Source organism: Erythrobacter sp. 3-20A1M (assembly GCF_018636735.1).
GTDB lineage: Bacteria > Pseudomonadota > Alphaproteobacteria > Sphingomonadales > Sphingomonadaceae > Alteriqipengyuania.
This window is the reverse complement of sequence record NZ_CP045200.1, coordinates 2,481,038-2,503,913: the sequence shown is the minus strand read 5'-3', so window position 1 is coordinate 2,503,913 and position 22,876 is coordinate 2,481,038. Positions and strand designations below refer to the sequence as shown.

The 22,876-nt window shown below is 64.7% G+C and carries 25 protein-coding genes, 1 tRNA gene and 1 pseudogene; 3 read left to right on the top strand and 24 right to left on the bottom strand.

All coding sequences use genetic code 11. From position 1 onward, the window contains the following. Window positions 1-4 precede the first annotated feature (4 nt). From F7D01_RS12250 to F7D01_RS12205, 10 genes are all read right to left on the bottom strand, one after another. Complete coding sequence (locus F7D01_RS12250) at window positions 5-1,936, bottom strand: potassium transporter Kup (RefSeq protein WP_215227810.1); 1,932 nt, start codon at window positions 1,934-1,936, stop codon at window positions 5-7. Between the two features lie 108 nt (window positions 1,937-2,044). Continuing rightward, entirely contained in the window at window positions 2,045-2,698 is a 654-nt protein-coding gene (locus F7D01_RS12245; protein ID WP_215227809.1) for a tetratricopeptide repeat protein, read from the bottom strand. Continuing rightward, window positions 2,695-3,117, bottom strand: a complete 423-nt coding sequence (locus F7D01_RS12240; protein ID WP_215227808.1) for a cytochrome c-type biogenesis protein — start codon at window positions 3,115-3,117, stop codon at window positions 2,695-2,697. The genes F7D01_RS12245 and F7D01_RS12240 overlap by 4 nt, the downstream gene beginning before the upstream one ends. Next, on the bottom strand, window positions 3,114-3,641 hold the full coding sequence (locus F7D01_RS12235; RefSeq protein WP_215227807.1) for a DsbE family thiol:disulfide interchange protein: 528 nt from the start codon (window positions 3,639-3,641) through the stop codon (window positions 3,114-3,116). Before F7D01_RS12235 ends, F7D01_RS12240 begins: the two co-directional genes overlap by 4 nt. Beyond that, window positions 3,638-5,590, bottom strand: a complete 1,953-nt coding sequence (locus F7D01_RS12230) for a heme lyase CcmF/NrfE family subunit (RefSeq protein ID WP_215227806.1) — start codon at window positions 5,588-5,590, stop codon at window positions 3,638-3,640. Before F7D01_RS12230 ends, F7D01_RS12235 begins: the two co-directional genes overlap by 4 nt. Beyond that, window positions 5,591-6,055, bottom strand: coding sequence for a cytochrome c maturation protein CcmE (ccmE, locus tag F7D01_RS12225; RefSeq protein ID WP_215227805.1), 465 nt, complete (start codon window positions 6,053-6,055; stop codon window positions 5,591-5,593). After that, complete coding sequence (locus F7D01_RS12220; protein WP_215227804.1) at window positions 6,052-6,192, bottom strand: hypothetical protein; 141 nt, start codon at window positions 6,190-6,192, stop codon at window positions 6,052-6,054. Before F7D01_RS12220 ends, ccmE begins: the two co-directional genes overlap by 4 nt. Next, the gene (ccmC, locus tag F7D01_RS12215) at window positions 6,192-6,914 is read right to left on the bottom strand and encodes a heme ABC transporter permease CcmC (protein WP_215227803.1); all 723 of its coding nucleotides are present in this window, start codon (window positions 6,912-6,914) and stop codon (window positions 6,192-6,194) included. Before ccmC ends, F7D01_RS12220 begins: the two co-directional genes overlap by 1 nt. Before the next feature lie 85 nt (window positions 6,915-6,999). Further along, entirely contained in the window at window positions 7,000-8,064 is a 1,065-nt protein-coding gene (locus F7D01_RS12210) for a Glu/Leu/Phe/Val dehydrogenase (protein WP_215227802.1), read from the bottom strand. Between the two features lie 54 nt (window positions 8,065-8,118). Next, window positions 8,119-8,195 (bottom strand) — tRNA-His (locus tag F7D01_RS12205). A gap of 207 nt (window positions 8,196-8,402) precedes the next feature. On the opposite strand from F7D01_RS12205, the gene F7D01_RS12200 reads away from it, so the two are divergent. Next, window positions 8,403-9,041 carry a 2OG-Fe(II) oxygenase gene (locus tag F7D01_RS12200; protein WP_215227801.1) on the top strand — a complete coding sequence of 213 codons (639 nt, stop codon included), beginning with the start codon at window positions 8,403-8,405 and terminating at the stop codon, window positions 9,039-9,041. A gap of 62 nt (window positions 9,042-9,103) precedes the next feature. Here the strand turns inward: F7D01_RS12200 and rpmE are convergent, their stop codons facing one another. The 10 genes and pseudogenes from rpmE to pyrH all read right to left on the bottom strand — a co-directional run bounded on the left by rpmE (window position 9,104) and on the right by pyrH (window position 18,454). Continuing rightward, on the bottom strand, window positions 9,104-9,331 hold the full coding sequence (gene rpmE, locus F7D01_RS12195; RefSeq protein WP_215227800.1) for a 50S ribosomal protein L31: 228 nt from the start codon (window positions 9,329-9,331) through the stop codon (window positions 9,104-9,106). Between the two features lie 131 nt (window positions 9,332-9,462). Next, window positions 9,463-9,918 carry a 3-hydroxyacyl-ACP dehydratase FabZ gene (fabZ, locus tag F7D01_RS12190; protein WP_215227799.1) on the bottom strand — a complete coding sequence of 152 codons (456 nt, stop codon included), beginning with the start codon at window positions 9,916-9,918 and terminating at the stop codon, window positions 9,463-9,465. Window positions 9,919-9,928: 10 nt separating this feature from the next. Beyond that, complete coding sequence (locus F7D01_RS12185; protein WP_215227798.1) at window positions 9,929-10,609, bottom strand: OmpH family outer membrane protein; 681 nt, start codon at window positions 10,607-10,609, stop codon at window positions 9,929-9,931. Further along, complete coding sequence (gene bamA / locus F7D01_RS12180; RefSeq protein ID WP_215227797.1) at window positions 10,609-13,245, bottom strand: outer membrane protein assembly factor BamA; 2,637 nt, start codon at window positions 13,243-13,245, stop codon at window positions 10,609-10,611. The genes F7D01_RS12185 and bamA overlap by 1 nt, the downstream gene beginning before the upstream one ends. Window positions 13,246-13,401: 156 nt before the next feature. Beyond that, window positions 13,402-14,531, bottom strand: a pseudogene (gene rseP / locus F7D01_RS12175) (RIP metalloprotease RseP). After that, on the bottom strand, window positions 14,532-15,689 hold the full coding sequence (locus F7D01_RS12170; protein WP_215229802.1) for a 1-deoxy-D-xylulose-5-phosphate reductoisomerase: 1,158 nt from the start codon (window positions 15,687-15,689) through the stop codon (window positions 14,532-14,534). Beyond that, a complete protein-coding gene (locus F7D01_RS12165; RefSeq protein ID WP_215227796.1) occupies window positions 15,686-16,468 on the bottom strand; it encodes a phosphatidate cytidylyltransferase in 783 nt (260 codons plus the stop codon). The genes F7D01_RS12170 and F7D01_RS12165 overlap by 4 nt, the downstream gene beginning before the upstream one ends. Next, entirely contained in the window at window positions 16,455-17,138 is a 684-nt protein-coding gene (gene uppS, locus F7D01_RS12160; protein ID WP_215227795.1) for a polyprenyl diphosphate synthase, read from the bottom strand. The genes F7D01_RS12165 and uppS overlap by 14 nt, the downstream gene beginning before the upstream one ends. 33 nt (window positions 17,139-17,171) lie before the next feature. Beyond that, window positions 17,172-17,729, bottom strand: a complete 558-nt coding sequence (gene frr, locus F7D01_RS12155) for a ribosome recycling factor (RefSeq protein ID WP_215227794.1) — start codon at window positions 17,727-17,729, stop codon at window positions 17,172-17,174. Between the two features lie 2 nt (window positions 17,730-17,731). Next, window positions 17,732-18,454, bottom strand: coding sequence for a UMP kinase (pyrH, locus tag F7D01_RS12150; RefSeq protein WP_215227793.1), 723 nt, complete (start codon window positions 18,452-18,454; stop codon window positions 17,732-17,734). Window positions 18,455-18,570: 116 nt separating this feature from the next. Here pyrH and F7D01_RS12145 point away from each other — a divergent pair, with 116 nt between their 5' ends. Then, window positions 18,571-18,903: a hypothetical protein gene (locus F7D01_RS12145; RefSeq protein ID WP_215227792.1), complete on the top strand. Its 333-nt coding sequence runs from the start codon at window positions 18,571-18,573 to the stop codon at window positions 18,901-18,903. A 50-nt stretch (window positions 18,904-18,953) separates the two neighbouring features. On the opposite strand, the gene tsf is transcribed toward F7D01_RS12145, so the two are convergent. Together tsf and rpsB are read right to left on the bottom strand one after the other, a co-directional pair. Next, window positions 18,954-19,880, bottom strand: a complete 927-nt coding sequence (gene tsf, locus F7D01_RS12140; RefSeq protein ID WP_215227791.1) for a translation elongation factor Ts — start codon at window positions 19,878-19,880, stop codon at window positions 18,954-18,956. A gap of 107 nt (window positions 19,881-19,987) precedes the next feature. Further along, the gene (gene rpsB, locus F7D01_RS12135) at window positions 19,988-20,728 is read right to left on the bottom strand and encodes a 30S ribosomal protein S2 (RefSeq protein WP_215227790.1); all 741 of its coding nucleotides are present in this window, start codon (window positions 20,726-20,728) and stop codon (window positions 19,988-19,990) included. A gap of 248 nt (window positions 20,729-20,976) precedes the next feature. On the opposite strand from rpsB, the gene F7D01_RS12130 reads away from it, so the two are divergent. Continuing rightward, entirely contained in the window at window positions 20,977-21,321 is a 345-nt protein-coding gene (locus F7D01_RS12130; protein WP_215227789.1) for a hypothetical protein, read from the top strand. On the opposite strand, the gene F7D01_RS12125 is transcribed toward F7D01_RS12130, so the two are convergent. Together F7D01_RS12125 and F7D01_RS12120 are read right to left on the bottom strand one after the other, a co-directional pair. Beyond that, complete coding sequence (locus F7D01_RS12125; RefSeq protein ID WP_215227788.1) at window positions 21,254-22,108, bottom strand: phosphatidylcholine/phosphatidylserine synthase; 855 nt, start codon at window positions 22,106-22,108, stop codon at window positions 21,254-21,256. The two genes, F7D01_RS12130 and F7D01_RS12125, sit on opposite strands and share 68 nt — an antisense overlap. Then, window positions 22,105-22,854 (bottom strand): phosphatidylserine decarboxylase, encoded by a 750-nt coding sequence (locus F7D01_RS12120; RefSeq protein WP_215227787.1) that lies wholly within the window; start codon window positions 22,852-22,854, stop codon window positions 22,105-22,107. Before F7D01_RS12120 ends, F7D01_RS12125 begins: the two co-directional genes overlap by 4 nt. Window positions 22,855-22,876: the final 22 nt, after the last annotated feature.

Below are 22,876 nucleotides of genomic sequence, written 5' to 3'. Positions count from 1 at the left end.
TTAGTTAGATACGCACCTGGCTGCCCAGTTCGACGACCCGGTTGGTCGGCAGGCGGAAGAATTCCATCGCGGTCGCCGCATTGCGCAACATCCAGGCGAAAATCTTCTCGCGCCAGATCGGCATGCCCGGCTGGTCGCCCGGAAGCAGCGTCTGGCGGCTGAGGAAGAAGCTCGTCTTCATCATGTCGAACGATCCACCGCAGCGATCGATCTGCGACAAGGCCAGCGGCACGTCGGTTTCTTCCATGAAGCCGTAATTCAGGACGAGGCGATAGAAGCCTTCGCCCAGCTCGCTGTAATCGTAGCGACGGTCCGGCTCGACATAGGGTATGTCGGCAATCTCCACCGTCAGGATCACGACCCGCTCGTGAAGCACCTTGTTGTGCTTGATATTGTGCAGCAGCGCAGAGGGCACGCCGTTGGGGTTCGCAGCCATGAAGATTGCGGTGCCCGGCACGCGGGTGGCGCTGTTATGCGCGGACTTCGCGAAAATCTCGATCGGCAGCGCGATCTCGCTCATCCGGTTGCGCATCAGCGTGCGCCCGCGCGCCCAGGTGGTGAGCAGGGTGAAGGTGATGAAACCGATCAGTAGCGGGAACCAGCCACCATCGGGCACCTTCGTGAGGTTGGCCGCGAAATAGGCACCGTCCACGATCAGGAAGACGAGCACCACGGGTGCCGCGATCCACCACTTCCATTTCCACACCCCGGTCAGCAGCACGGCCATCAGGAAGGTGTCGATCGTCACTGCCCCGGTCACGGCGATGCCGTAGGCGGAGGCGAGGTTCGACGAATTGCGGAAATACAGGACCAGGATGATGACCGCGATCATCAGCGCCCAGTTGATGCTCGGGATGTAGATCTGCCCCGCCTCGGTCTCGCTCGTGTGGCGGATCGACAAGCGCGGGATGAAGCCCAGCTGCATCGCCTGCTGGGTGATGGAGAACGCCCCGGAAATGACCGCCTGGCTGGCGATGAAGGTCGCCGCGGTCGCGAGGAAGACGAGCGGCAAGCGCAGCATCTCCGGTGCCAGGGTAAAGAATGGTGCCTTGATCGCCTCGGCCGCTTCGGGCGCGCTCAGGGACACGATCATCGCACCCTGACCGAAATAGTTCAGCAGCAAGCACGGCATGACAAAGCCGAACCATGACAGGCGCATCGGCCCGCGACCGAAATGGCCCATGTCGGAATAGAGCGCTTCCGAACCCGTCACCGCCAGCACGACGGAACCGAGTGCCAGGAACGCCAGCGTACCGTCGCTGATGAAGAATTGCACAGCGTACATCGGATTGAGGGCGAGGAGGATTTCGGGATGCTGGACCAGCGAGATCACGCCAAGGACCGCGATGACGGTAAAATAGACGATCATCACCGGCGCAAAGAGCGCGCCGACCGCTGCCGTGCCGCGCTTTTGCAGCATGAACAGGCCGATCAGCAGGACCAGCGAGATCGGAATGACGAGATTGCTCAAAGCCGGGTTGACGACGGTCAGCCCCTCCACCGCCGACAGGACAGAAATGGCGGGCGTGATCATGCTGTCGCCGTAGAACAGCGAGGTCGCGAACACGCCGAGCAGCACCACCAGCCAGCCATAGCGATTGCGCCCCATGGTCCGGCTGATCAACGCGACGAGAGCGAGGCTGCCGCCCTGCCCCTTGTTGTCGGCGCGCATGAGGATGGAAACGTACTGGACGGCCACGACCAGCGTCATCGACCAGAAGATCAGGCTGACGACACCGAAAACGTGCAGCCGGTCGATCGCCAGCGGGTGCGGACCGACAAAGGTTTCGCGGAAAGCGTAGAGCGGACTGGTGCCGATATCGCCGAAGACGACGCCGATCGCGCCTGCGGCCAGTTTCCACTTGGAATTGCTGCCATGATGGCCACCGCCGCCACCTTCGGACGTGCGATGGTTGTCGAGGGAGACTTCGCTCATGGAATGGGGGCCCCGGTGGTTTGGCGCTTGGTCATCATCGCGACTCCGCTCAAGCGCATATTGCGAGGCGCGCGATTACCAGCACGCCGGAACCTGCGCAACGCTTCGCTAGGGGCGTGTCCCGCGCGTGCCACCCGCGGACATGGCGGCGATGATTTCATCCAGTTGCGCCAGACGCATCGCGAGCAGATCGCGCCCCGGCGCTCCGGGCTTCGCCTGCGCCGCACCTTGCGCCCAGATTTCACGTGCGTCCTCGAACCGCCCCTCGCGTAAGGCCGCTATGCCGAGGAAATAGGCGGGGCCGGGATTGCCGGGAAGCAGCGCCTGCGCTCGCTCGAAAGCGTAAAGCGAAGGGGGCGCCAACCGACCGCCCGCATGCTCGACCAAGACGGTCGCGAGCGCGAGCCAAGCCTCGCCGTCGTTCGGATTTTCCTGCACCGCATTGTGCAGCATGCCCGCGGCGTCGTCCAACCGGCCGCGGCGGGCGAAAGCATCGGCCGTCAGGACATAGCGGCTACGAGGATCGGTGGCGGCGAAGAATTCACGTCTCGCCTCCATCATTTGCGTGTCGGCGGAGGCTGTATCCTTCATCGACTGGCCTGGGGCGGAGGGTAATGCCGGACTGGCCTGCCACGCGAAGCCCGCGAGACCGAACACCAGCGCCGCCGCGAACAGCGTCCACAGCCCGCGCTCGCGCCTCAGCAGCATCGCGCCGCCCAGGAACCCAAGCCCCGCAAGAAGGATTGCGGCGACCCAGCTCATCCGACCTGCTTTCCTCCGCGGCCGAGCCGCCGCCAGATGAGCAATGCCACGGCCAGCAGGAGGATCACAGGCAGCAAGAAGAGGGGCCAGGTGGCGCCATCCATGCGAGGGGCGTAACTGATATAGTCACCGTAACGCGCGATCATCGAGCGGCGGATCGCCTCCGGTTCCTCCCCCGCGGCGATCCGGCTGCGAACCTGATGGCGCATGTCGCCCGCCATCGCTGCGTCGCTGTCGGCGATCGACTGCGACTGGCAGGTAACGCATCGCAGCGTTTCCATCAGCTCCTTCGCTTCGGCTTCCTGCCTGGGATCGGGGAGCTGCGCATTCGCATAGGGTGCAGGCGGAACTGCCGATTGCGCCAGCAGGGGACCAGGAACCGATATCAGCAGCGCGAGACAGACGAATAGCGCCCTCACCGCGCCTGCTCCAACTGTCGCAACAAGACAGGCACGTCGTCCGGCCGAATATCGCCTATATGCTGGTAACGGATAATACCTCGGCCATCGATGACGAAGGTTTCGGGCACGCCGCTAGATCCGATGCCAAGCTGCACCTGGGATATGTCGTCGCGCGCGATGCGGATGTACGGGTCGCCATTTCGGGCGAGGAAGCGGGCGATATCCTCCGGCGTGTCCCGTATCGCAATGCCAACGATTGGGGCTCCGGCGCGTTGCAACGCCTCGAGTTGGGGCGCCTCCGCCACGCACGGCACGCACCAGCTCGCCCATACGTTGAGAAGCCGCGGCGTGCCATCGGCGAAATAGGCGCTGGCGAGGCGCGGCGCGTCCTCGCTCTCGCCCGGCAGGTCGAACGCGGGAAGCGGACGTCCGATCATCGCGCTCTTCACCGTCTCGTCCTTCGGCTGGGTCAGCATATAGCCCGCAACCCCGGCGAAGAGCAGGAACAGCAGTAGCGGGACGAGGAAAGCCAGCCGGTTCATGCCGCCAGTTCCGCTACATCCGCACGCCGCTGCGCTAGCCGTGTGCGAAATGCGCTCTGGCGCCGCCGCACCACCAGGTGCCCGCCGATCGAAAGCAAGCCGCCCAGTGCCACCAGCAGCCCGCCGAGCCAGATCAGGGTGACGAAGGGCTTCCACCACAGGCGCACCTGCCATCGTCCCTCACCCGCGGCATTTCCCAGCACGGCGTAGAGCTGTCCGTCCCATGCCGTCAGCAAGGCGCTCTCGGTCGTGGACTGCACCGGATCGGTGAAACTGCGCGCCTGGGGCCGCAGGGGGTGGACCGCTCCATCGGCGCGCTGTGCGGTCATACGCCCTTCCAGCGCCGTCCAGTTCGGGCCGGCGACGGGGTCGACGCCGTCGAGCCGGACGGTCCAGCCGGCGATCGTCGTATCCGTGCCCGGGGTCAGCGCCACGAGGCGCTCGCTCGAGAACCCGCTCTCGCTCGCCATCCCTAGCACTGCCACGGCTATTCCAAAGTGCGCGACGACCATTCCCCAGGTCGTCAAAGGCGTGCGGGTCAGCCGCCTGCGCCACAGCGGCAAGACGCTTGCCACCGCCAGTCCCAGCCCCAATGCAAGCCCAAGTAGCGGAAGCAGCGCTACGCCCATCGCGATCGACACGATCAGAGTTACGAGCGTGACGGCCCCGGCAAGCGCAAGCGGCTTCGCGATACGCGTCAAACGGTCCCGCCGCCAGCGCAGCAGAGGACCGACCATCATCACTACCAGCATGGGCACGGCGAAGATCGCGCTGACCGGGTTGAAATAGGGCGGCCCGACCGACACTCGCGTGCCGAACGCCTCGGTCAGCAACGGATAGAGCGTGCCCACCAGCACCACCGCCAATATGGCGCTGAGCATGACGTTGTTGATCACCAGCGCGCTTTCGCGGCTGGCCAGCGCGAACCGCTCCCCTTCCGCGATGCTGCCCGCGCGCAGGGCGAACAGGGTCAATGCCCCGCCGATGTAGATCGTCAGCAGTGCGAGGATGAAGGCCCCCCGCTCCGGATCAACCGCGAATGCGTGCACACTGGTCAACACGCCCGAACGCACCAGGAATGTGCCGACCATGCTCATCGAGAATGCGATGACACCCAGCAGCACCGTCCACGTCCGCAGCGCGTCGCGCGCGGCGAGGACTCCTACCGAATGCAGCAATGCCGTACCGGCCAACCACGGCATCAGGCTGGCGTTCTCGACCGGGTCCCAGAACCACCAGCCGCCCCAGCCGAGCTCGTAATATGCCCAGTAACTCCCCGCGGTGATCCCCACGGTCAGGAACACCCAAGCTCCCAGGATCCACGGGCGGACCGCGCGGGCGAAGTCAGGCGTCACCTGGCGGGTGAGCAGCGCGCCGACGACGAAGCTGAAAGCGACCGAAAGTCCGACATAGCCGAAATAGAGCGTGGGCGGATGGAACGCGAGACCGATGTCCTGCAGCAAGGGGTTGAGCCCGGCCCCGGTGACGGCCGGAGGCGACAGCCGCTCGAACGGATTGGAGCTGAACAGGAGAAAGGCATAGAAGCCCAGCCCGACGAAGGCCTGCGCCGCCAGCGTGGCGCGCATGGTCCGTTCGGGCAGACGATACTCGAACGCCGCGATCGCCGCGCCGGCCACAGCCATAACGGTGACCCATAGCAGCATTGAGCCCTCGTGATTGCCCCATGCGCCCGCCAGCTTGAAGATCATCGGCTTGTCGGCATGGCTGTTCGCCGCCACCAGCGCGACCGAGAGGTCCGTAATCGCGAAAACGTAGATAAGGCTGAGAAACGCCACGGCGACCAGCCCGCCCTGCACGATCGCCGCGGGGCGCACGAGCCGGGCGATATCGTCTCCCTCCGCCCGCATACCCAGCGCACCGGTCACGAGCTGCAACACGCACAGCGCCGTCGCGAGCCATAGCGCGGCGAGACCGAGATTGGCGATCATCTAAAGGCCGACCGTGGTGTCGCGCGCCATCTTCGACGCGGTGCCATCATCCAGGCCCTGCATCTCGCGGGGCGTGTAGTTTTCGTCATGCTTGGCGAGCAGGTTGGTCGCGGTAAAAACTCCATCGCGCCCGAGCGAGCCCTCTGCGACGACACCCGAGCCTTCGGTAAACAGGTCCGGCACAATGCCGCTGTAGCGCACCGGCACGATCGCCCCGCGGCCGCCGACGGTGAAGGTGATCGAGACCCCGTCGGCCATCTGCTTCACCGAACCGCGCTGTACCATACCGCCAAGCCGCACCGCCTGGCCCGGTGCGGGCGGGTTCTGCTCCATCTGGTCGGGTAGGTAGAAATAATTCGCCTGGCTGCGCAGCGCCCATGCGGCCAGCAGGGCCGCGCCGATCAGCGCTACCATTGCGATTACCACCAGGACCAGCCGCTGGTGCTTTGGCTTGAGCGCGCTCATCTGCGTCGTGCCTTCTCGCGGCGCGCCTCGGCACGCTTCATCGCCCACCAGCTCCATGCGACCGTCGCCAGCGTTCCGACGACGCCGATCGCGTAGGCGGCGACCACGAAATCCCATTGGTCGAGCGCTTCCTTCATCAGGCCGCCTCCATCGCCCGGCGCCGCAGGCGCGCATCCGCCTGCAAATCGGCCAGCAGCGCGCGCATTCGCGCAAGCACGACGCCGCCGAACAGCAAGGAGAAGCCGAGCGTTGCGACGAGTAGCGGCCAGAGGAAAACGGGATCGATCGCGCTTTTGCCCAGCGTGATGCTGGGGGGCTGGTGCAGCGAGTTCCACCAGACCACGGAGCGGTTGATGATCGGGATGTTGATCGCGCCGACCAGCCCGAAGATTGCCGGAATGCGGGCGGAGGCGCCCTCGCGCTCCACCGCCTGCGCCAGCGCGATGTAACCGGCATAGAGGAACAGCAGCACGAGCATACTGGTCAGCCGTCCGTCCCACACCCACCATGTACCCCAGGCGGGTCGGCCCCAGATCGATCCGGTAACGAGGCAGATCGCGGTAAAGACCATACCCGGCACCGCCGCCCCCCGCGCCGCGATCGCGGCCAGCGGATGGCGCCAGACCAGGAAGACCAGGCTGGAGATCGCGATCGTGGTCCAGCCGCCCATGCCGAGCCATGCGGCGGGCACATGCAGGAAAAGGATGCGCACGGTTTCGCCCATCAGCCGGTCGGGCGGCACGCGTGTCAGGCCCCACCACAGTGCCGCTGCCGTAACGAGCAGGCCTGACAGCAACAGCACGGGCGTCAGCCAGCGCGCGAGGCTCAAAAAACGGCGGGGATTGGCGAAACCGTGCATGCTAGATCGATCCGCTCCTGCATTGGCAGGGCGACGCGACGCGGGCAAGCGGCCTTTCGGATTGTCGGGCAGGAAACACCCGCGATCAGCGGCGCCCGATGCGCTCCTGCGCCATGCCATCGGCCACCACATCCGGCGAAAGGTCGCTGCGCTCGCTTTCCCGCCAGATCTCGACCAGTCGCTCGGGGATTTGCGCGATGCGCTTGCGCACCTCGTTGATGTCGCAGGGCTGGCCCTCGGTTCGGCACAGATATTCGAGCGTCACTGAGATGATGCCGCCCGCGTTGATGACGTAATCGGGGGCATAGAGGATGCCGCGATCCGCCAGTACCTTTCCATGATGCGCCCGCGCGAGCTGGTTGTTCGCCCCGCCGGCCACGATCGCGCAATCGAGCCGGGCGATCCCTTCATCGTCGAGGATGGCGCCCAGCGCATTGGGGCTGAACACGTCGCAGGCGACGCCCATGATGATGTCGGGAGAAACCTTGTCCGCACCCAGCTCCGAGGCGAGCCGCGCGGCGCGATCTTCGTCGATATCGGAAAGGGTCAGCTTCGCGCCGTCCTTCGCCAGCAGCCGGGCGACGCCGCCGCCGACACTGCCGGTGCCCTGGATAGCGACATGGACGCCCTCCACGCTGTCCTTGCCCAGCTTGTGCGCGACGGCCGCCTTGATTCCGAGATAAATGCCCATCGCGGTGAAGGGCCCGGGATCGCCGCCCGCCTGGCCATCTTCGACCGGCAGGCCGGACACGTATGAAGTTCGCTCGGCCACCGCGCTCATATCCGCTTCGCCGATACCGACATCCTCCGCGGTGACGTATTTCCCGCCCAGCGCCTCGACAGCGTCGCCGAAGGCGGCGAGCAGGTCGGGCGTCTTGGTCCCGTCCTCGTCGGCGAGGATGACGGCCTTACCCCCGCCCATCGGCAGTCCGGCCATGGCGTTCTTGTAGCTCATGCCGCGGCTGAGGCGGAGCGCATCGCGCATCGCATCCTTCGGCTCGGCATAGTGCCAGAACCGGGTGCCGCCCGCGCCGGGGCCGAGATGCGTCGAATGGACGGCAATGATGGCGGTGAGCCCGCTATGCGGATCGCGAACCAGTTCCACCAGTTCGTGATCGTCGTAATCGGGTTCGGTCCAGAAAGCCGTCATGTCTCGCGCGCCCGCCTGTATTGGGGGAATAAGAATGGATGCGCGTGGGAGAAATGGGGCGATCGAGGGGTCTCGAACCCCCGACCTCCGGTACCACAAACCGGCGCTCTAACCAACTGAGCTACGATCGCCACATGCCCCGTGTCCCGGTGAGGAAACCCGCGCACCGGCGGGGCTGTTACGCCCATCGGCGGCATCGTCAAGGCCGCCCATGTTCGGGCTGCGCCTGTTACACAGGCAGGCGAATTTGCAAAGGAAAATCTACCTGAGCGGGCGTCTCGCGAAACAAAATTACCCGGGCTTGGCGGCGAATGCTGCGAAGGGTATTCGCATCGTCGATGACCGCTCTCGGCGAATCCAGTATCGAGTTCCTGCTGCGCGCCGAGCGCGCGCAGAAACTGCCTTCGGACCGGCTGGAACTCGTCCAGCGAAGAGGCTTCCTCGATCCGGAATTGTGCAAGCGGTTGATCAAGATGATCGACGCGAGCCGTCGCCCCTCGACCCTGGCCGATCCCAACGGCGACGCCTATTTCCGCACCAGCGAAACCTGCGATCTGCCCGAAGAAGCACAAGAGACGCGACAGCTAAACGCCATGCTGCACGAATGGACCGGTATCGATCCAGCCCATGGCGAACCCCTGCAGGGTCAGCGGTATGCGGCGGGTCAGGAGTTCAAACCGCACACCGACTACTTCGAGCCGGGCGGACAGGATTACGACAAATACTGCTCCGTCGCGGGCCAGCGCACCTGGACGGTGATGATCTATCTGAACCAGGTCGAGGCGGGCGGCGGCACACGGTTCAAGGCGGCACGCAAGATCTTCCAGCCCGAAACCGGCAAAGCCCTGGCGTGGAACAACATGCAGGCCGACGGCGTCCCCAATCCCGACACGCTCCACCACGGAATGAAAGTGCGCAAGGGCACCAAATACGTGATCACGCGATGGTACCGCGAGCGACCATGGGGTTGGGAATAGGAACCGAACGAGAAAGGGCGGCCCGCAGGACCGCCCTTTCGAAACCAATTGGTCGGAAGCGCTTACTTCTTCTTGAGCGAGAGACCACCGAAACGCTTGTTGAAAGCGGCGACGCGGCCACCTTCCTGCAGCTGCTGCTTGCCACCGGTCCAGGCCGGGTGGCTGGTCGGGTCGATCTCAAGCGCGAGCGTATCGCCCTCGCTGCCCCAGGTGGAGCGGGTCTGGAACTCGGTACCATCGGTCATCTTGACGGTGATGGTGTGGTAGTCGGGATGCGCTTCGGATTTCATGATATCGGTCCTTCGTAGCAATAGCCCGGTTCCGACCGGGCCCGCTGTAATCGGGAAAGGCGCGCGCTTAGCGTCGCGCGAGGCATTTGGCAAGAAGCAGGGCTGGCCACCCTAGATGCAGCTATCGCACCTCAGGAAGGCGGGTCGGCGATCATCGCGGTGAATTCGACCTCGGAGGTCGTATTTCCCTCGACGCTCGCCTTGCCCTTGAACTTGTAGACCCGGCTTCGCTTCTGCAGGAACTGCACTTCCAGATCGAGGAGGCAGCCCGGCTCCACGGGCTTGCGGAACTTGGCGTTCTCGATCCCCATGAAGATAACCAGCTTGCCCGTTCCGGCCAGCTCCAGCGTCTCGATACCGAGGATCGCCGCGGCCTGCGCCAGCGCCTCGATCTGCAGCACGCCGGGCATGATCGGCGCGCCCGGGAAATGGCCTTGAAAGAAATCCTCGTTGAAGGTCACCGCCTTCACCGCGTGAATCTCCTCGCCGAGCGTGATCGATTTGACCCGATCGACGAGGAGCAACGGATAGCGATGCGGCAGCGCCTTGAGCACCTGCCGGATGTCGTAGGATTCCATCTCGGCCATCACCTGCGGCTCAGCGCCCTTCGATCTGCTGCTGCGGCGCCTGCTGGCCGCCGGTCTGGTTCTGCATCGCAGCCTGCTGCGCCTGCTGTTCGCGAACTTCGCGCGGCACCCAGCCTTCCGGCGGCACCAGCTGCGCGGTCGGCAGCAGAGTATTGAGTTCGTTCACCACGTCCTGCGACAGCATGTAGGACGGCTCGGCGAAGACCACCTGACCCTGGGACGAATCCAGTACCAGCGTGATGTTCTTCTTCTTCGCCGCAGCCTGGATGGCCGCCTCCAGCTTGTCCTGGATCTGTTCCTGAACATAGGCACGGCTAGCCGCGACAGGTGCCAGGATACGCTGAATTTCGGCCTGGCCAGCCTGGTCGATCTGCTGGATCTGCGCGGCCTGCGCCTGCAGGGCGTCGTTGGAAACGCTGCCACCCTGGCGGTCGGCATTGAACTTGTCGATGAGCGGCTTCAATTGCGCTTCGATCTGCTGGTTGCGCGTGGTCGCCTGCTGGATCTGCGCCGCGTAAGTTGTCGGGCGCTGCTGCTGCGCGGTCTGGAATGCCTGCGAGTTGGCCACGATCGCAGGCAGGTTCACCACCCCGACACCCTTCGCCACCTGCGCGGCGGCGGGAAGCGGGAGAGCGGCGACCGAAGCGGTCGCGAGACCCAGCGCGAGAAGAGGTTTGAAAACGGTTTTCATCAGAATTGCGTCCCTACGTTGAAGGTGAATGTCTTGGTGTCGTCGCCGGGCTGCTTTGTAACAGCCCTGGCGAAATCGATCCTGAACGGACCGAAGGGCGAGTTCCAGTTCACGCCGATACCCACGGTCACACGCGGCTTCGCCGTGTCGCCCAGGAAGAGCTCGCGGAACGCCGGAATAGTGCGGAGTGGAATGTTGGCCGTACCGTCCGGGGCGGTCGCGTTGGTGGTCTGCGAGGTCACCCCGTTATACGTCTGCTGGTAGATTTTGAGGTCTTCGGTCAGCGTGGTCGTTTGCGGGCGCTCGACATTGAACAGCGCGCCCACATCGACGAACACCGACGGTCGCAGCCCCAGTTCCTTCGCGCCCGAACCGAGCGGAATCTCGAGCTCGGCATGGCCGAGATAATATGCCTTGCCCCCCAGCGCGTCGTCGCCGATCAGCCGGTCGCGCTGCGTGATGTACTCGCCCGTCGTGGTGTCATAGGCCTGACGCAGGACGCGCGGCCCCACGCCGCGAATGTCGAACCCGCGGAATTCCGGTTCGCCGAGCTGGAAACGGTCGGTCAGCCGCACGTCGTCGACCCCGGTGGTGCTACCGAAGCCCTTGATATACCCGCCCTCCGCGCGCAGCGAGAAGATGAAGTTATTGAGAACCGGCCAGAACTTGGACGCGCTGCCGCGTACGCGCGCGAACTTCACCGAACCGCCCAGCCCCGCATATTCGGCAGTGAGTGTTACCTGATTGCCGCGCGAGGGATGGTAGGAGTTGTTGAGCGTGCTGTAATTAAGCGTCATCCCGAGGATGGAGCTCGTCCGCTTGCCCAGCGCATCGCACAGATAGCGACCCGCCAGCAGCGGTTCGCACGTCGGAATTCCGTCCCCGTCCAAGTCCAAGAAATAGGTCGACTCGTCCACACTAACGTCGTCGAAGTTCAAAGTGTAGCTGCCGATGGCGTAGATGTATTCGGTCACCGGGAAGCCGAGCCGCAACGAAGCACCGGTGGTCGATTGCTCGTACGTGGTCTGCCGGTTGCTGCCGATGAAATTGAAGCTGTTGAGGTCCCGGCGATAGACATCCACGCCGAGCGACAGATTGCGATCGAACACGTAGGGATCGGAGAAGCTGAGGTTGAAGCTTCGCGAGTAGCGCGACCACTGCACCGAGGCGCCGACGGTCTGACCGCGACCGCGGAAGTTGCGCTGCTTGATCGATGCGGCGAGCAGGAACCGCTCGAGCGAGGAGAAGCCCGCCGAAAGCTGCAGCTCGCCGGTCGGCTGTTCTTCCACGTTCGCTTCGAGAACGATCCGGTCGGGCTCGGACCCTTCCTTTTGCTCGATCTCGAAATTGTCCTGGAAGTAGCGCAGCGACGCAATGCGATTGCTGGACCGCTTCACCTGCAATGTGTTGAACGCATCGCCTTCGACCAAGCGCATTTCGCGGCGCACGACCTTGTCCTGCGTCAGGGTGTTGCCGTTGACGTCGACCCGTTCGACATAGACGCGCGGTGCCTCGCTGATGACCAGCGTGATGTCCATCGTTTTGGTTTCGGGGTTGCGCCGAACCTGCGAACGGACATCGGCGAAGGCGTAACCGAACGTTCCGGCGAGTTCGGTCAGGCCCTCTTCCGCGTCGTCGATCGTCTTGGCGTTGTACCAGTCGCCCTTGTTGATCGTCAGGCTCTTGGTCAGGCCCTCGCTGTCGAAATCGCGGATCTGGCTTTCGACCTTGACGTCGCCGAACTTGTAGCGCTCGCCTTCCTCCACCACGTAGGTGATGATGAAGTCTTCCTTGTCGGGCGTCAGCTCGGCGACCGCGGAAACGACGCGGAAGTCGGCATACCCTTCCGTCAGGTAGAATTCGCGCAGCTTCTGCTGGTCGAACGCCAGCTTGTCCGGATCGTAGCTGGTGTTCCCTTTCAGGAAGCTCAGGAAACCGGTCTGTTTGGTGACCATCTGATCGCGCAGGTCGCCATCGGAAAACTTCTCGTTCCCGATGATGTTGATCTGGCGGACCTTGGATTTCGGCCCTTCGTTGATCTCGAAGACGAGGTCGACGCGGTTCTGGCTCAGTTGGACGGTCTGCGGTTCGACGGTGGCGGCGAAGCGCCCCTGCCGCTTGTACAGCTCGATGATGCGGGCAACGTCCGCGCGCACCTTCGACCGGGTGAAGATCTGACGCGGCGCGAGCTTAATCTCGGGCAGGATCTTGTCGTTCTTGAGCCGCTTGTTGCCTTCCAGAATGATCCGGTTGATGACCGGATTTTCCGTCAGGTCGATGATGACATCGCCATTCTCGTTACGGATGGAGAAGCTGGAGAACAGCTCGGTCGCGCCCAGATCCTTCAACGCCTGGTCCGCGGCGGCGGCGGTATAGACCTGCCCCGGGCGCAGATTGATGTAGCTGAGGATGGTCTGCGGCTCGAGCCGCTGGGCACCGCGCACCGAAATCGTGCGGATCACGTCTTGGCGCGGAGCCTGCGCCTCGGAAGTCGCCGGCGCATCGGCACCGTCCTGCGTTTCCTGCGCCAAGGCGGGAAGCGGCAGGCCAGCCAGTATGGAGCCCCCCAGCAGGCTGAGGATAAAACGCCCATGGCTTTGCGAAATGGTTTCGCGCCCGAAAGTGCTGCCATTCATATTCGGAAAAAGTCCCGTCCAGTTCGTCCACCCGCCCCCGGATTTTCGTATCGTCACGCATCGCGGCGGCAGGGGTCGGTCAAGCCGCGCCCTATTGCCCGATGCGTGCCCCCCGATCAAGCGACCGCGTGGGATAATCCCACCCGATCGCCGCCGTTACCCGAACAGCGGCAACGACACCAAGTCGTTGAAGGTCACGAACAGCATCAGCATCAGCACGAGTGCGAAGCCGGTGCGGTACGCCATCTCCATCCCTTGCGGGCCGACCGGCCTGCGGCGAACCGCCTCCGCCGCATAGAACGCCAGATGCCCGCCGTCGAGCGCGGGAATTGGCAACAGGTTAATGAATGCCAAGTTAATCGAGATCAGCGCGGCAAGGTTCGCGAACGCGATCGGTCCCAGGCTCAGCTGCTCGCCCGAATACTTGGCGATCTTGATCGGTCCGCCCAGTTCCTGGACCGAGCGGTGCCCGGTGACGATCTGACCGATGCCGGTGACCATCAGCCGGACCACGTCGACCGATTGCCGCACGGCCAGCGGGATCGCCTCCAGCGGGCCGACTTCCGCAATGCGGATCTGGCTGGAATAGACGCCGATCCGGCCGACGTGAGACTGATTGCCGAACTTGTCGGTTTCCACGGTATCGCTGGGGGTGACGGGGACCTCTCGCCGCGCGCCGTCACGCTCGATCGTGAAGCGCAGCGTCTGGCCCGGGTACATGAGTACCTTTTGCTGTAGCGAGGAGAATTCCGGAACCGCGTCCCCATTGATGGCAACGATCCGGTCCCCAACCCGCAACCCGGCCTCGCGCGCGGCGGACTGTTCGGCAAATTTCGCGATCACGTTCGTCTCGGCGGGATCGGCTGCGACCGGTCGGCCGAAGATCGCGAAGAAGGCGGCGAAGATCGCGACGGTGACGATGATGTTGGTGGCCGGACCGGCGAATACGATCAGCGCCCGTTTCCATAGCGCCGCGTACTGGAAGCGCCATCGCGCTCTTCCGCCGTCAGCCCGTCATGGCCGGTCGCATCCGGCACGCTGGCGGGGTTCATATCGCCCTTGAACTGCACATAGCCGCCCAGTGGCAGCATGCTGACCTTCCACCGCGTGCCGCGTCGGTCGGTCCAGCCGAACAATTCCTTGCCGAAGCCGATGGAGAAGGCCTTCGCCTTCACTCCGAACCACCGCCCGACGAGGTAGTGCCCCAGCTCATGCACCGTCACCAGCGGCCCCAGCAGCAGTAGGAACCCGACGATATACATCCAGAAAGGCGGCGAGCCGGTCATTCAGGTGGTCTCCAGCAACGCGGCGGCGCTCCGACGCGTGGCGGCGTCGAGCGCGAGCACGTCCTCCAGATTTTCGGGCGCAGGCGGCAGGTTGCTCTCATTCAGCACGGTTTCCACCACTAGCGCGATACGCGTGAACGGAAGGTGACCCTTCAGAAACGCGGCGACGGCGATTTCGTTCGCCGCGTTGAGGACCGCCGGGGCTGCCCCTCCCGCCTCCGCCGCTTCCCGCGCCAGCCGTGTGGCGGGAAAGCGTACCTCGTCGGGCGCGAAAAAGCTGAGTTCGCCGATCGCGGGCAGGTCCAGCGGCGCGCACGGCGTTTCCATCCGCCGCGGCCAGGCGAGGCACGAAGCAATCGGCACCCGCATGTCCGGCGGCCCGAGCTGCGCCAGGGTCGATCCGTCGCGGTATTCCACCATCGAGTGGATCACGCTTTGCGGATGGACCACGATGCGGATGCGATCGAGCCCGACCGGGAACAGGTGGTGGGCCTCGATCAGCTCCAGCCCCTTGTTCATCATCGTCGCCGAATCGACGCTGATCTTTGCGCCCATGCTCCAGTTGGGGTGCGCCACCGCCTGTTCCGGGGTGACGCGCGCCAGCTCTTCCGTGGAGCAGGTGCGCAAGGGCCCGCCGCTGGCGGTGAGCGTGATCCAGCGTACCTCGGCCACGTCGTTGCCATGGAGGCACTGGAAGATCGCGTTGTGCTCCGAATCGACCGGCAGCAGCGTGGCACCGTGCTTTTCCACCGCGGTGGTCATCACCTCGCCAGCGGAAACCAGCGCTTCCTTGTTCGCGAGCGCGATGGTGCCGCCCTGCTCGATAGCGGCCATGACCGGGGCGAGCCCGGCGCAGCCGACGATGGCGGCCATGGTGATGTCGACGGGGCGCGCGGCGGCCTCGCACAAAGCGCGCTGGCCGCCTGCCGCCTCGATCCCGCTGCCTTCCAGCGCCGCGCGCAGCTCCGACAGGCACTCCTCGTCGCCCACGACCGCGAGACGCGCATCGAATTCGCGGGCCAGCGCGGCCAGCTCCTTCGCGCTGCAATTGGCGGTCAGGGCCTCGACCCGCCATTCACCCGGCTCGCGCCGCAGCAGGTCGAGCGTGGAGGTGCCGACCGAACCGGTCGCGCCCAGAATGGTGATCGAGCGGGTCAGAGGTCGGTCGCCTGCATCAGCGTGCCCATGAACACGAAGCCGAGCACGCAGGATACCGCGATCAGCCCATCGACCCGGTCGAGGATGCCCCCGTGTCCAGGAATGAGCGAGCCCGAATCCTTCACATGCGCCTTTCGCTTCATCCAGCTTTCCAGAAAATCGCCGCATTGCGCGACCACCGCGACCACCCCGCCCAGCACGATCGCCGCCGGAACCGAGAGGGCGAGGCGTCCGCCCGATGCGAAGAGGGCCAGCACCAGCGCCGCGCCCGCCATGCCGCCCGCCAGACCAGCCCACGTCTTGGACGGGCTGATCCTGGGCGCGATCTTCGGCCCACCGATGATACGCCCGGCGAAATAGGCCCCCGTATCGGTCGCGATCACGCTGGCGATCAGCGCGATCAGCGGGCCGCCGATCCGGCCTTCACCGGCGCTGCCCAGCACCTGATCGTTGCCCAGCGCCGCGATGACAAAGGTGGCATAGCCGATATAGCAGAGGCCCAGGACCACCCCAGCCGCGCGGCGACCCGCGCTTTGCGTCATGCGCCAGACGATCGCGGTCCATTCGTACAGCGCCCACAGCCCGATTATCAACGCGAGCCCGCTCCACAGCCAGCCGCCGATCCAAAGCGCCCCGCCCGCGACCGCGACCATCACCAGCGCGCTGGCCGCGCGGCGCGGCAGATCGCCGGTGCGGACCGAGATCGGCACCGGGAGGTAGCGCTGCGCGCGCGCCTTCAGCCGGTCGCGCTTGCGCACATCGTCGTCAACGTCCGCCATAGCGCCTCTCCCTCGCTGCGAACCGGTCCAGCGCGTCCCGCAGGTGCGCCGGGGTGAAATCGGGCCACAGCGTATCGACGAAAATCATTTCCGCATAGGCCGATTGCCACAGGAGGAAGTTCGACAGGCGCACTTCCCCGCTGGTGCGGATCAGCAGGTCCAGCGGCGGGAGATCGGCAGTATCGAGATGCGCGGCGATCGTATCGGGCGTAATCTCGCCCTCGCGCGCGGCCTGGGTGGCGGCGCGTGCGATTTCCTGCTGCGATCCGTAATTCAGCGCCACCGCCAGCGTCTGCGTACCGTTTGCCGTCCGCTCCAGCGCGTCTTCCAGCATGGCGACAATGTCGGAATCGAGCGCGCGCCAATCACCGACGATCCGCAGCCGCACGCCGTTCTCGATGAATTCGGGCAGATCCGATTTGATGAACTTGCGCATCAGGTTCATCAAATCCCCGACCTCGTCCTCCGGCCGTTTCCAGTTCTCCGAACTGAAGGCATAGAGCGTCAGGCACTCGACCCCCATGCTGGGCACGGCGCGCACGAGCTCGCGTACCGCCTCCACCCCGCGCTTGTGCCCCAGCGCGCGCGGCAGATGGCGCCGCTTCGCCCAGCGCCCGTTGCCGTCCATGATGATGGCCACATGGCGGGCCGATGCGGATTCAGATGCCATGATGCGGCTTTCGCGAGGGACCGCCGGGGCCTCTCACTGGTTCAGGATTTCCTGAACCTTCTTTTCGACCGCCGTATCGGTCTCGGCGACGTATTTGTCGGTCAGCTTCTGGACCTCGTCCTCGGACCGCTTGCGGTCGTCTTCGGAGATTTCCTTCTTCTTCTCGTCTTCCTTCAGCGCTTCCATCCCGTCGCGGCGCACGTTGCGGATGGCGATCTTGCCCTTCTCGCCATATTCGCCCGCCAGCTTCGCCAGGTCCTTGCGCCGTTCCTCCGTCAGGTCGGGCATCGGCAGGCGGATGGTCTGGCCGTCGGTCATCGGGTTGAGACCCAGATTGGCCTTGGCGATACCCTTCTCCACGGCGCTGACGTTCGACTTGTCCCACACCTGCACGCTCAGCATGCGCGGTTCGGGGGCGGAGACGGTCGCGACCTGGCTCAACGGCATCATCGCGCCGTAAACCTCGGCCACCACGGGATCGAGCAGGCTGGTGTTCGCGCGACCGGTGCGCAGGCCCGACAGGTCTCCCTTGAGGCTGTCCACCGCGCCTTGCATGCGGCGCTCGATATCGCTTTTGTCGTATTTTGCCATGATCAGGCTTCCTCTTTCACTATCGTCTGCACACCCTCGCCCGCCAGCACCCGGGCGAGATTGCCCTTCTCGCGGATCGAGAAGACCACGATCGGGATCGCGTTATCGCGGCACAATGCCACGGCGGAGGCATCCATGACCTTCAGGTTGTCTGCCAGCACACGGTCGTAAGTGACCGTATCGAAACGCTTCGCGGCACGGTTCTTCTTCGGATCGCTGTCGTACACGCCGTCGACGCTGGTGCCCTTGAAGAGCGCGTCGCAGCGCATTTCCGCCGCGCGCAGCGCCGCGCCGCTGTCGGTGGTGAAATAAGGTGCCCCGACCCCGGCGGCGAAGATCACCACGCGGCCCTTCTCCAGGTGCCGCTCGGCGCGGCGACGGATGACCGGCTCGCACACCTGATCCATCTGCACCGCGCTCTGGACTCGGGTCTGCACACCCAGTTGCTCGAGCGCGTTCTGCATCGCGAGCGCGTTCATCACGGTCGCCAGCATGCCCATGTAATCGGCCTGCGCGCGGTCCATGCCCTGCGCCGCCCCGGCCATGCCGCGAAAGATATTGCCCCCGCCGATGACGAGGCAGATCTGCAGCCCGGTATCCTTGGCCGCCTTCACCTCCTGCGCCAGCTCCGCGACGAAGGCCGGATCGATGCCGAAGCTCTGGTCGCCCATCAGCACCTCGCCCGACAGCTTGAGCAGGATGCGTTTATAGGCGGGCGCGGTCATAGTCAGGTGTGGTCCGGTTGGAGGGCGGGTCGCGGCGGTCCTTAGCGACAAGGGCTTGAACGCGCAAAGGGAAAGCCGGATGATGTCGGGCGATGTCCCGGCAGAGGCGCTCTCTCATGGTTTACACCGTTCTGACCGCGTTGAAACTGAGAAGTCCGGGGCACGCGCCACGCTTTTGGTGGCACACGCTGCGCTCGCTCTCCCAGGCGCGGAAGGTGCCCGGCAATCTGTCGGTAGCCGTCAACCGGCTGGGGGATCATTATTGCACGATCACGACCTGGGAAAACGCGGGCGCGATGCGCGCCTTCGCCTATCGCGGCGCGCACAAGAGGGCGATCCGCGCCTTCCCCCGTATCGCGACCGGATACATCCATAGCTATGAAGGCGAACCGGTTAGCTGGGACGCGCTCATGGAAATTGTCACGGCGAAGGGCCGCGCATACGATTAGGGGCGACGCGCCCATCGGCGCGCCGCCCCCAGATTTCGGTCGAGAACCGCTCAGCCCTTGACGGCAGCGGCCACCTCGGCTGCGAAATCGCTTTCTTCCTTCTCGATGCCTTCGCCGAGCTGGAAGCGGACATAGTCCTTCAGCACGATGGGCTTGCCGGCATCCTTGCCAGCTTTCGCCACGACGTCGCCGATCGGGGTCTTGTTGTCCATCACGAACAGCTGGCTGAGAAGGGCATTCTCCTTGGCGAACTTGCCGATGGCGCCTTCGACCATCTTTTCCTGGACGTTCTCCGGCTTGCCGCTCTCGGCCGCCTTTTCCTTGGCGATCGCACGCTCGCGCTCGATCAGTTCGGGATCTAGGCCCTCGGCGTTGAGCGCCTGCGGGAACGCGGCGGCAATGTGCATGGCGAGTTGCTTGCCCAGCGCTTCCAGCGTGTCCGCGTCGGCTTCGCTTTCAAGCGCGACGAGCACGCCGATCTTGCCGAGGTTCGGCGAGACGGCGTTGTGCATGTAAGGAACGACCACGCCATTATCGACGCTCACGGTCTTCATGCGGCGGACCTGCTGGTTCTCGCCGATGGTCGCAACGTTATCCGTCAGCTTGTCGCCCACGGTGCCGCCATCGGGGTAGGATGCGCCCTTGAGCGCTTCGACATCGTCGCCGTCCACGCCCAGCGCAACTTCGGTGGTCTTGCGCACGAAGTCCTGGAACTTGTCGTTCTTGGCGACGAAGTCGGTTTCCGAATTGACCTCGACCGCGACGCCCTTGGTCCCTTCGACGGCCACGCCGACCAGGCCCTCGGCCGCGGTGCGGCTGGACTTCTTCTGCGCGGTGGCAAGGCCCTTGGCACGCAGTGCGTCGACCGCGGCCTCGATGTCGCCGTTCGCGTCTTCGAGCGCCTTCTTGGCATCCATCATGCCCGCTCCGGTCTTCTCGCGGAGCTTCTTCACGTCAGCGGCGGTAAAAGCAGCCATGTCTCGTTTCCTCGAATTTGATAGTGCAATGCGCCCGGGTCGAGCGTGCGACCCGGGCGGCTAATGTCTGTTTGTGAAGCGCCGGTGACGGCGGTTCATTCGCCGGTTCAGGCGGCGGCTTCGGCCTCTGCCGGCGGATTTTCCATCTCGCCGACGTTCTTGCCACCACCCGAGTTCTTCTTCGCGGCCTCGCCGAACGCCTCGCAATAGAGGCGCACCGCGCGGCTGGCGTCGTCGTTACCCGGGACGGGGAAAGCGATGCCGGTCGGATCGACGTTCGAATCGAGCACACCGACCACCGGAATGCCAAGCACGTTGGCTTCCTTGATGGCGAGATCTTCCTTGTTGGCGTCGATCACGATCATGACGTCGGGAATACCGCCCATGTCGCGGATGCCGCCCAGCGACATGTCCAGCTTGTCGCGCTCGCGCGTGAGCTGGAGGATTTCCTTCTTGGTCAGCCCGTGGGTGTCGCCTGAAAGCTGCTCTTCCAGAGTCTTGAGACGCTTGATCGACTGGCTGATCGTCTTCCAGTTGGTGAGCATGCCGCCCAACCAGCGGTGGTTGACGAAGTGCTGCCCGGCAGCACGTGCCGCCTCGGCGATCGGCTCCTGCGCCTGGCGCTTGGTACCGACGAACAGCACCTTGCCGCCCGCCCGCGCGGTCGCATCCACGAAATCGAGCGCACGCGCCATCAGGGGCACGGTCTGCGACAGGTCGATGATGTGAACGCCGTTGCGGTTGCCGAAGATGTAAGGCTTCATCCGCGGGTTCCAGCGGTGGGTCTGGTGGCCGAAATGCGCGCCGGCCTCGATCAATTGCTGCATGGTGACGGTAGGAGCCGCCATAATCATATTCCTTTCCGGTTTGACCTCTGGAAGGCAGGAACCGCGTTGCGGATCGCCCGCGCGCGGCACCGGTATGTCAGCGCCTTCCATGTGGATTTTGCCGTGCGATACCCGACCGGTGTGGCCGAATCCCGCGCGACGCGAGGGCAATTAGCGACGATCGCCGGAGAAATCCAGCCCCCATTCGCCGCACCCGTATATCGGCCCGGCGCTAAAAGCACTTGACCTGTGAGAACAAATGGAGAACATTGCCTATCGATCCGGAACAGGAGTGCTCCATCGAGGTTGTCCACCTGTTCTCCACAACTTGTCAACAGACGGACATTTGCGGGTCAAGAACGGAAGGTGGTCTCATGGTTGGTTTTGCCCTTTTCACCCTGTTTGCCGTTGTCGCGGTAATATCGCTCGCAACTATTGCCGACGCGGCGGTGCGTGCCCGCGGGGCCTTTCTGGCCCTGCGCGCCGAACTCGAGCAGGAAAAGAAAAAGATTCGCTATCCGCAGCCTTTGCCACGGTCGCGGCGTATTATTGCAGCGGATCGTCGGCTTCGAGCGGGCGAGCCGCTTGCCGTGCTTCCGCGCGCTGCCGCCTGATACGTGCATACCGGACGATTCCCAGCGGCATCAACACCAGGTAGCCGCCGGCAATGGCCGCCAACGACCACCAGGGCTCGATCAATAGCGCGGCGAAGATGAGACCGGCGAAGAAAATGAGCTCCAGCCTGACGTTTCGACGGGGTCTGATCGAGGTCCAGCTGAGCGTGGCGATGTTCGAAATCATTAGGAACGCAATCAGCGCCATCCACGGCCCGACGAGCCACGCGTTGCGGAATTCTTCCCACCCCGTCGCAAGCCAGAGATAGACCGGCAGAAACGCCAGCCCCGCGCCCACCGGGGCGGGAACGCCGGTAAGAAAGCCCGCACTCTTGTGCGGCTGTTCGTCCATGTCGATCTGCGCGTTGAAACGCGCCAGGCGCAGCGCGCAGGCGATCGCGAATGCCAGCGCCGCGATCCATCCCAGCCGGGGCAGCGCCTGCAACGACCACAGATAGAGCACGATGGCCGGCGCCATGCCGAACGATAGCGAGTCGGCGAGACTATCGAGTTCGGCCCCGAACCGGCTCTGCGCCTTCAGCAGGCGTGCGATGCGCCCGTCGATCCCGTCGAGCAGCCCCGCGAGGATGATCGCGAGCACGCTTTCGCGCCAGTCGCCCGAGATCGCGAAGCGGATTCCGGTCAGGCCGGAGCACATCGCCGCCGCGGTGATGGCGTTGGGCAGAACGGCGCGAAGCGAGAGGCCCTGCCCTGATCCGCGCACCACCTCGGGCGACGTTTCGTCTTCAGCGGCCTTGGGTCCAAGCCGCGACCCCCGCACCTTCACTGCAACAGCCCCTCTATTTCGGGAGCGTGACCGATTTCGGCGAGAACCGTCTCCCCGGCGATGACCTTCTGACCCAGGATCACCTTCGGCGCGGTACCGGCCGGAAGGTACACGTCCACGCGGCTGCCGAAGCGGATCAGGCCGACCCGTTGCCCCGCCGCGACCATATCGCCCGTCTGCACGAAGGGCACGATCCGGCGCGCCACTAGCCCGGCAATCTGGGTGAAGCCGATCTGCACCCCATCCGGGCGCGTGACCAAGATATGCTGGCGCTCGTTCTCCTCGCTCGCCTTGTCCAGATCGGCGTTGAGGAACTTGCCGGGAATGTAGGCGAGGCGGCTGATCGTGCCGCCCACCGGCGCGCGATTGATGTGGACATCGAACACGCTCATGAAAATCGACACGCGGATGACCTCGCCGGGGGGCAAGCCCTCCTGCCCGTTCTGGTCAGCCCCTTGCAACTGCGCCGGGGGAACCACAGTGCTAATCAGCGAAACCAAGCCATCGGCCGGCGCGACGATGCATTTATCGCCCTGCGGCACCACCCGCTCCGGATCGCGGAAGAAGGCCAGCACGCCGAGGGACAGGAAGCCGAGCGGCCAAGCGATGGTTTCCCACGCGAACAGCGCGGCGACCAGCGCGAGACCCGCGACGATCAATCCGAACTTACGCCCTTCGGGATGTATCGCGGGCCAGTTCCAGCCCGCTTCGCCCCGTCCCCGATTGTCCAACAATTCTCCTGCCATGGGTTCAACCTAGGGGCTGGTC

Bases quoted from the DNA above. Each gene is read 5' to 3' on its own strand.
- tsf (WP_215227791.1), bottom strand. From the start codon at position 19,880: ATGGCTGCTTTTACCGCCGCTGACGTGAAGAAGCTCCGCGAGAAGACC.
- uppS (WP_215227795.1), bottom strand. From the start codon at position 17,138: ATGGCATCTGAATCCGCATCGGCCCGCCATGTGGCCATCATCATGGAC.
- rpsB (WP_215227790.1), bottom strand. From the start codon at position 20,728: ATGGCGGCTCCTACCGTCACCATGCAGCAATTGATCGAGGCCGGCGCG.
- F7D01_RS12145 (WP_215227792.1), top strand. From the start codon at position 18,571: ATGGTTTACACCGTTCTGACCGCGTTGAAACTGAGAAGTCCGGGGCAC.
- F7D01_RS12165 (WP_215227796.1), bottom strand. From the start codon at position 16,468: ATGGCGGACGTTGACGACGATGTGCGCAAGCGCGACCGGCTGAAGGCG.
- F7D01_RS12235 (WP_215227807.1), bottom strand. From the start codon at position 3,641: ATGAACCGGCTGGCTTTCCTCGTCCCGCTACTGCTGTTCCTGCTCTTC.
- F7D01_RS12120 (WP_215227787.1), bottom strand. From the start codon at position 22,854: ATGGCAGGAGAATTGTTGGACAATCGGGGACGGGGCGAAGCGGGCTGG.
- F7D01_RS12220 (WP_215227804.1), bottom strand. From the start codon at position 6,192: ATGAAGGAAGCGCTCGACCAATGGGATTTCGTGGTCGCCGCCTACGCG.
- F7D01_RS12230 (WP_215227806.1), bottom strand. From the start codon at position 5,590: ATGATCGCCAATCTCGGTCTCGCCGCGCTATGGCTCGCGACGGCGCTG.
- F7D01_RS12200 (WP_215227801.1), top strand. From the start codon at position 8,403: ATGACCGCTCTCGGCGAATCCAGTATCGAGTTCCTGCTGCGCGCCGAG.
- ccmE (WP_215227805.1), bottom strand. From the start codon at position 6,055: ATGAGCGCGCTCAAGCCAAAGCACCAGCGGCTGGTCCTGGTGGTAATC.
- ccmC (WP_215227803.1), bottom strand. From the start codon at position 6,914: ATGCACGGTTTCGCCAATCCCCGCCGTTTTTTGAGCCTCGCGCGCTGG.
- pyrH (WP_215227793.1), bottom strand. From the start codon at position 18,454: ATGACCGCGCCCGCCTATAAACGCATCCTGCTCAAGCTGTCGGGCGAG.
- F7D01_RS12210 (WP_215227802.1), bottom strand. From the start codon at position 8,064: ATGACGGCTTTCTGGACCGAACCCGATTACGACGATCACGAACTGGTG.
- F7D01_RS12245 (WP_215227809.1), bottom strand. From the start codon at position 2,698: ATGAGCTGGGTCGCCGCAATCCTTCTTGCGGGGCTTGGGTTCCTGGGC.
- bamA (WP_215227797.1), bottom strand. From the start codon at position 13,245: ATGAATGGCAGCACTTTCGGGCGCGAAACCATTTCGCAAAGCCATGGG.
- fabZ (WP_215227799.1), bottom strand. From the start codon at position 9,918: ATGGCCGAGATGGAATCCTACGACATCCGGCAGGTGCTCAAGGCGCTG.
- F7D01_RS12250 (WP_215227810.1), bottom strand. From the start codon at position 1,936: ATGAGCGAAGTCTCCCTCGACAACCATCGCACGTCCGAAGGTGGCGGC.
- rpmE (WP_215227800.1), bottom strand. From the start codon at position 9,331: ATGAAATCCGAAGCGCATCCCGACTACCACACCATCACCGTCAAGATG.
- F7D01_RS12185 (WP_215227798.1), bottom strand. From the start codon at position 10,609: ATGAAAACCGTTTTCAAACCTCTTCTCGCGCTGGGTCTCGCGACCGCT.
- frr (WP_215227794.1), bottom strand. From the start codon at position 17,729: ATGGCAAAATACGACAAAAGCGATATCGAGCGCCGCATGCAAGGCGCG.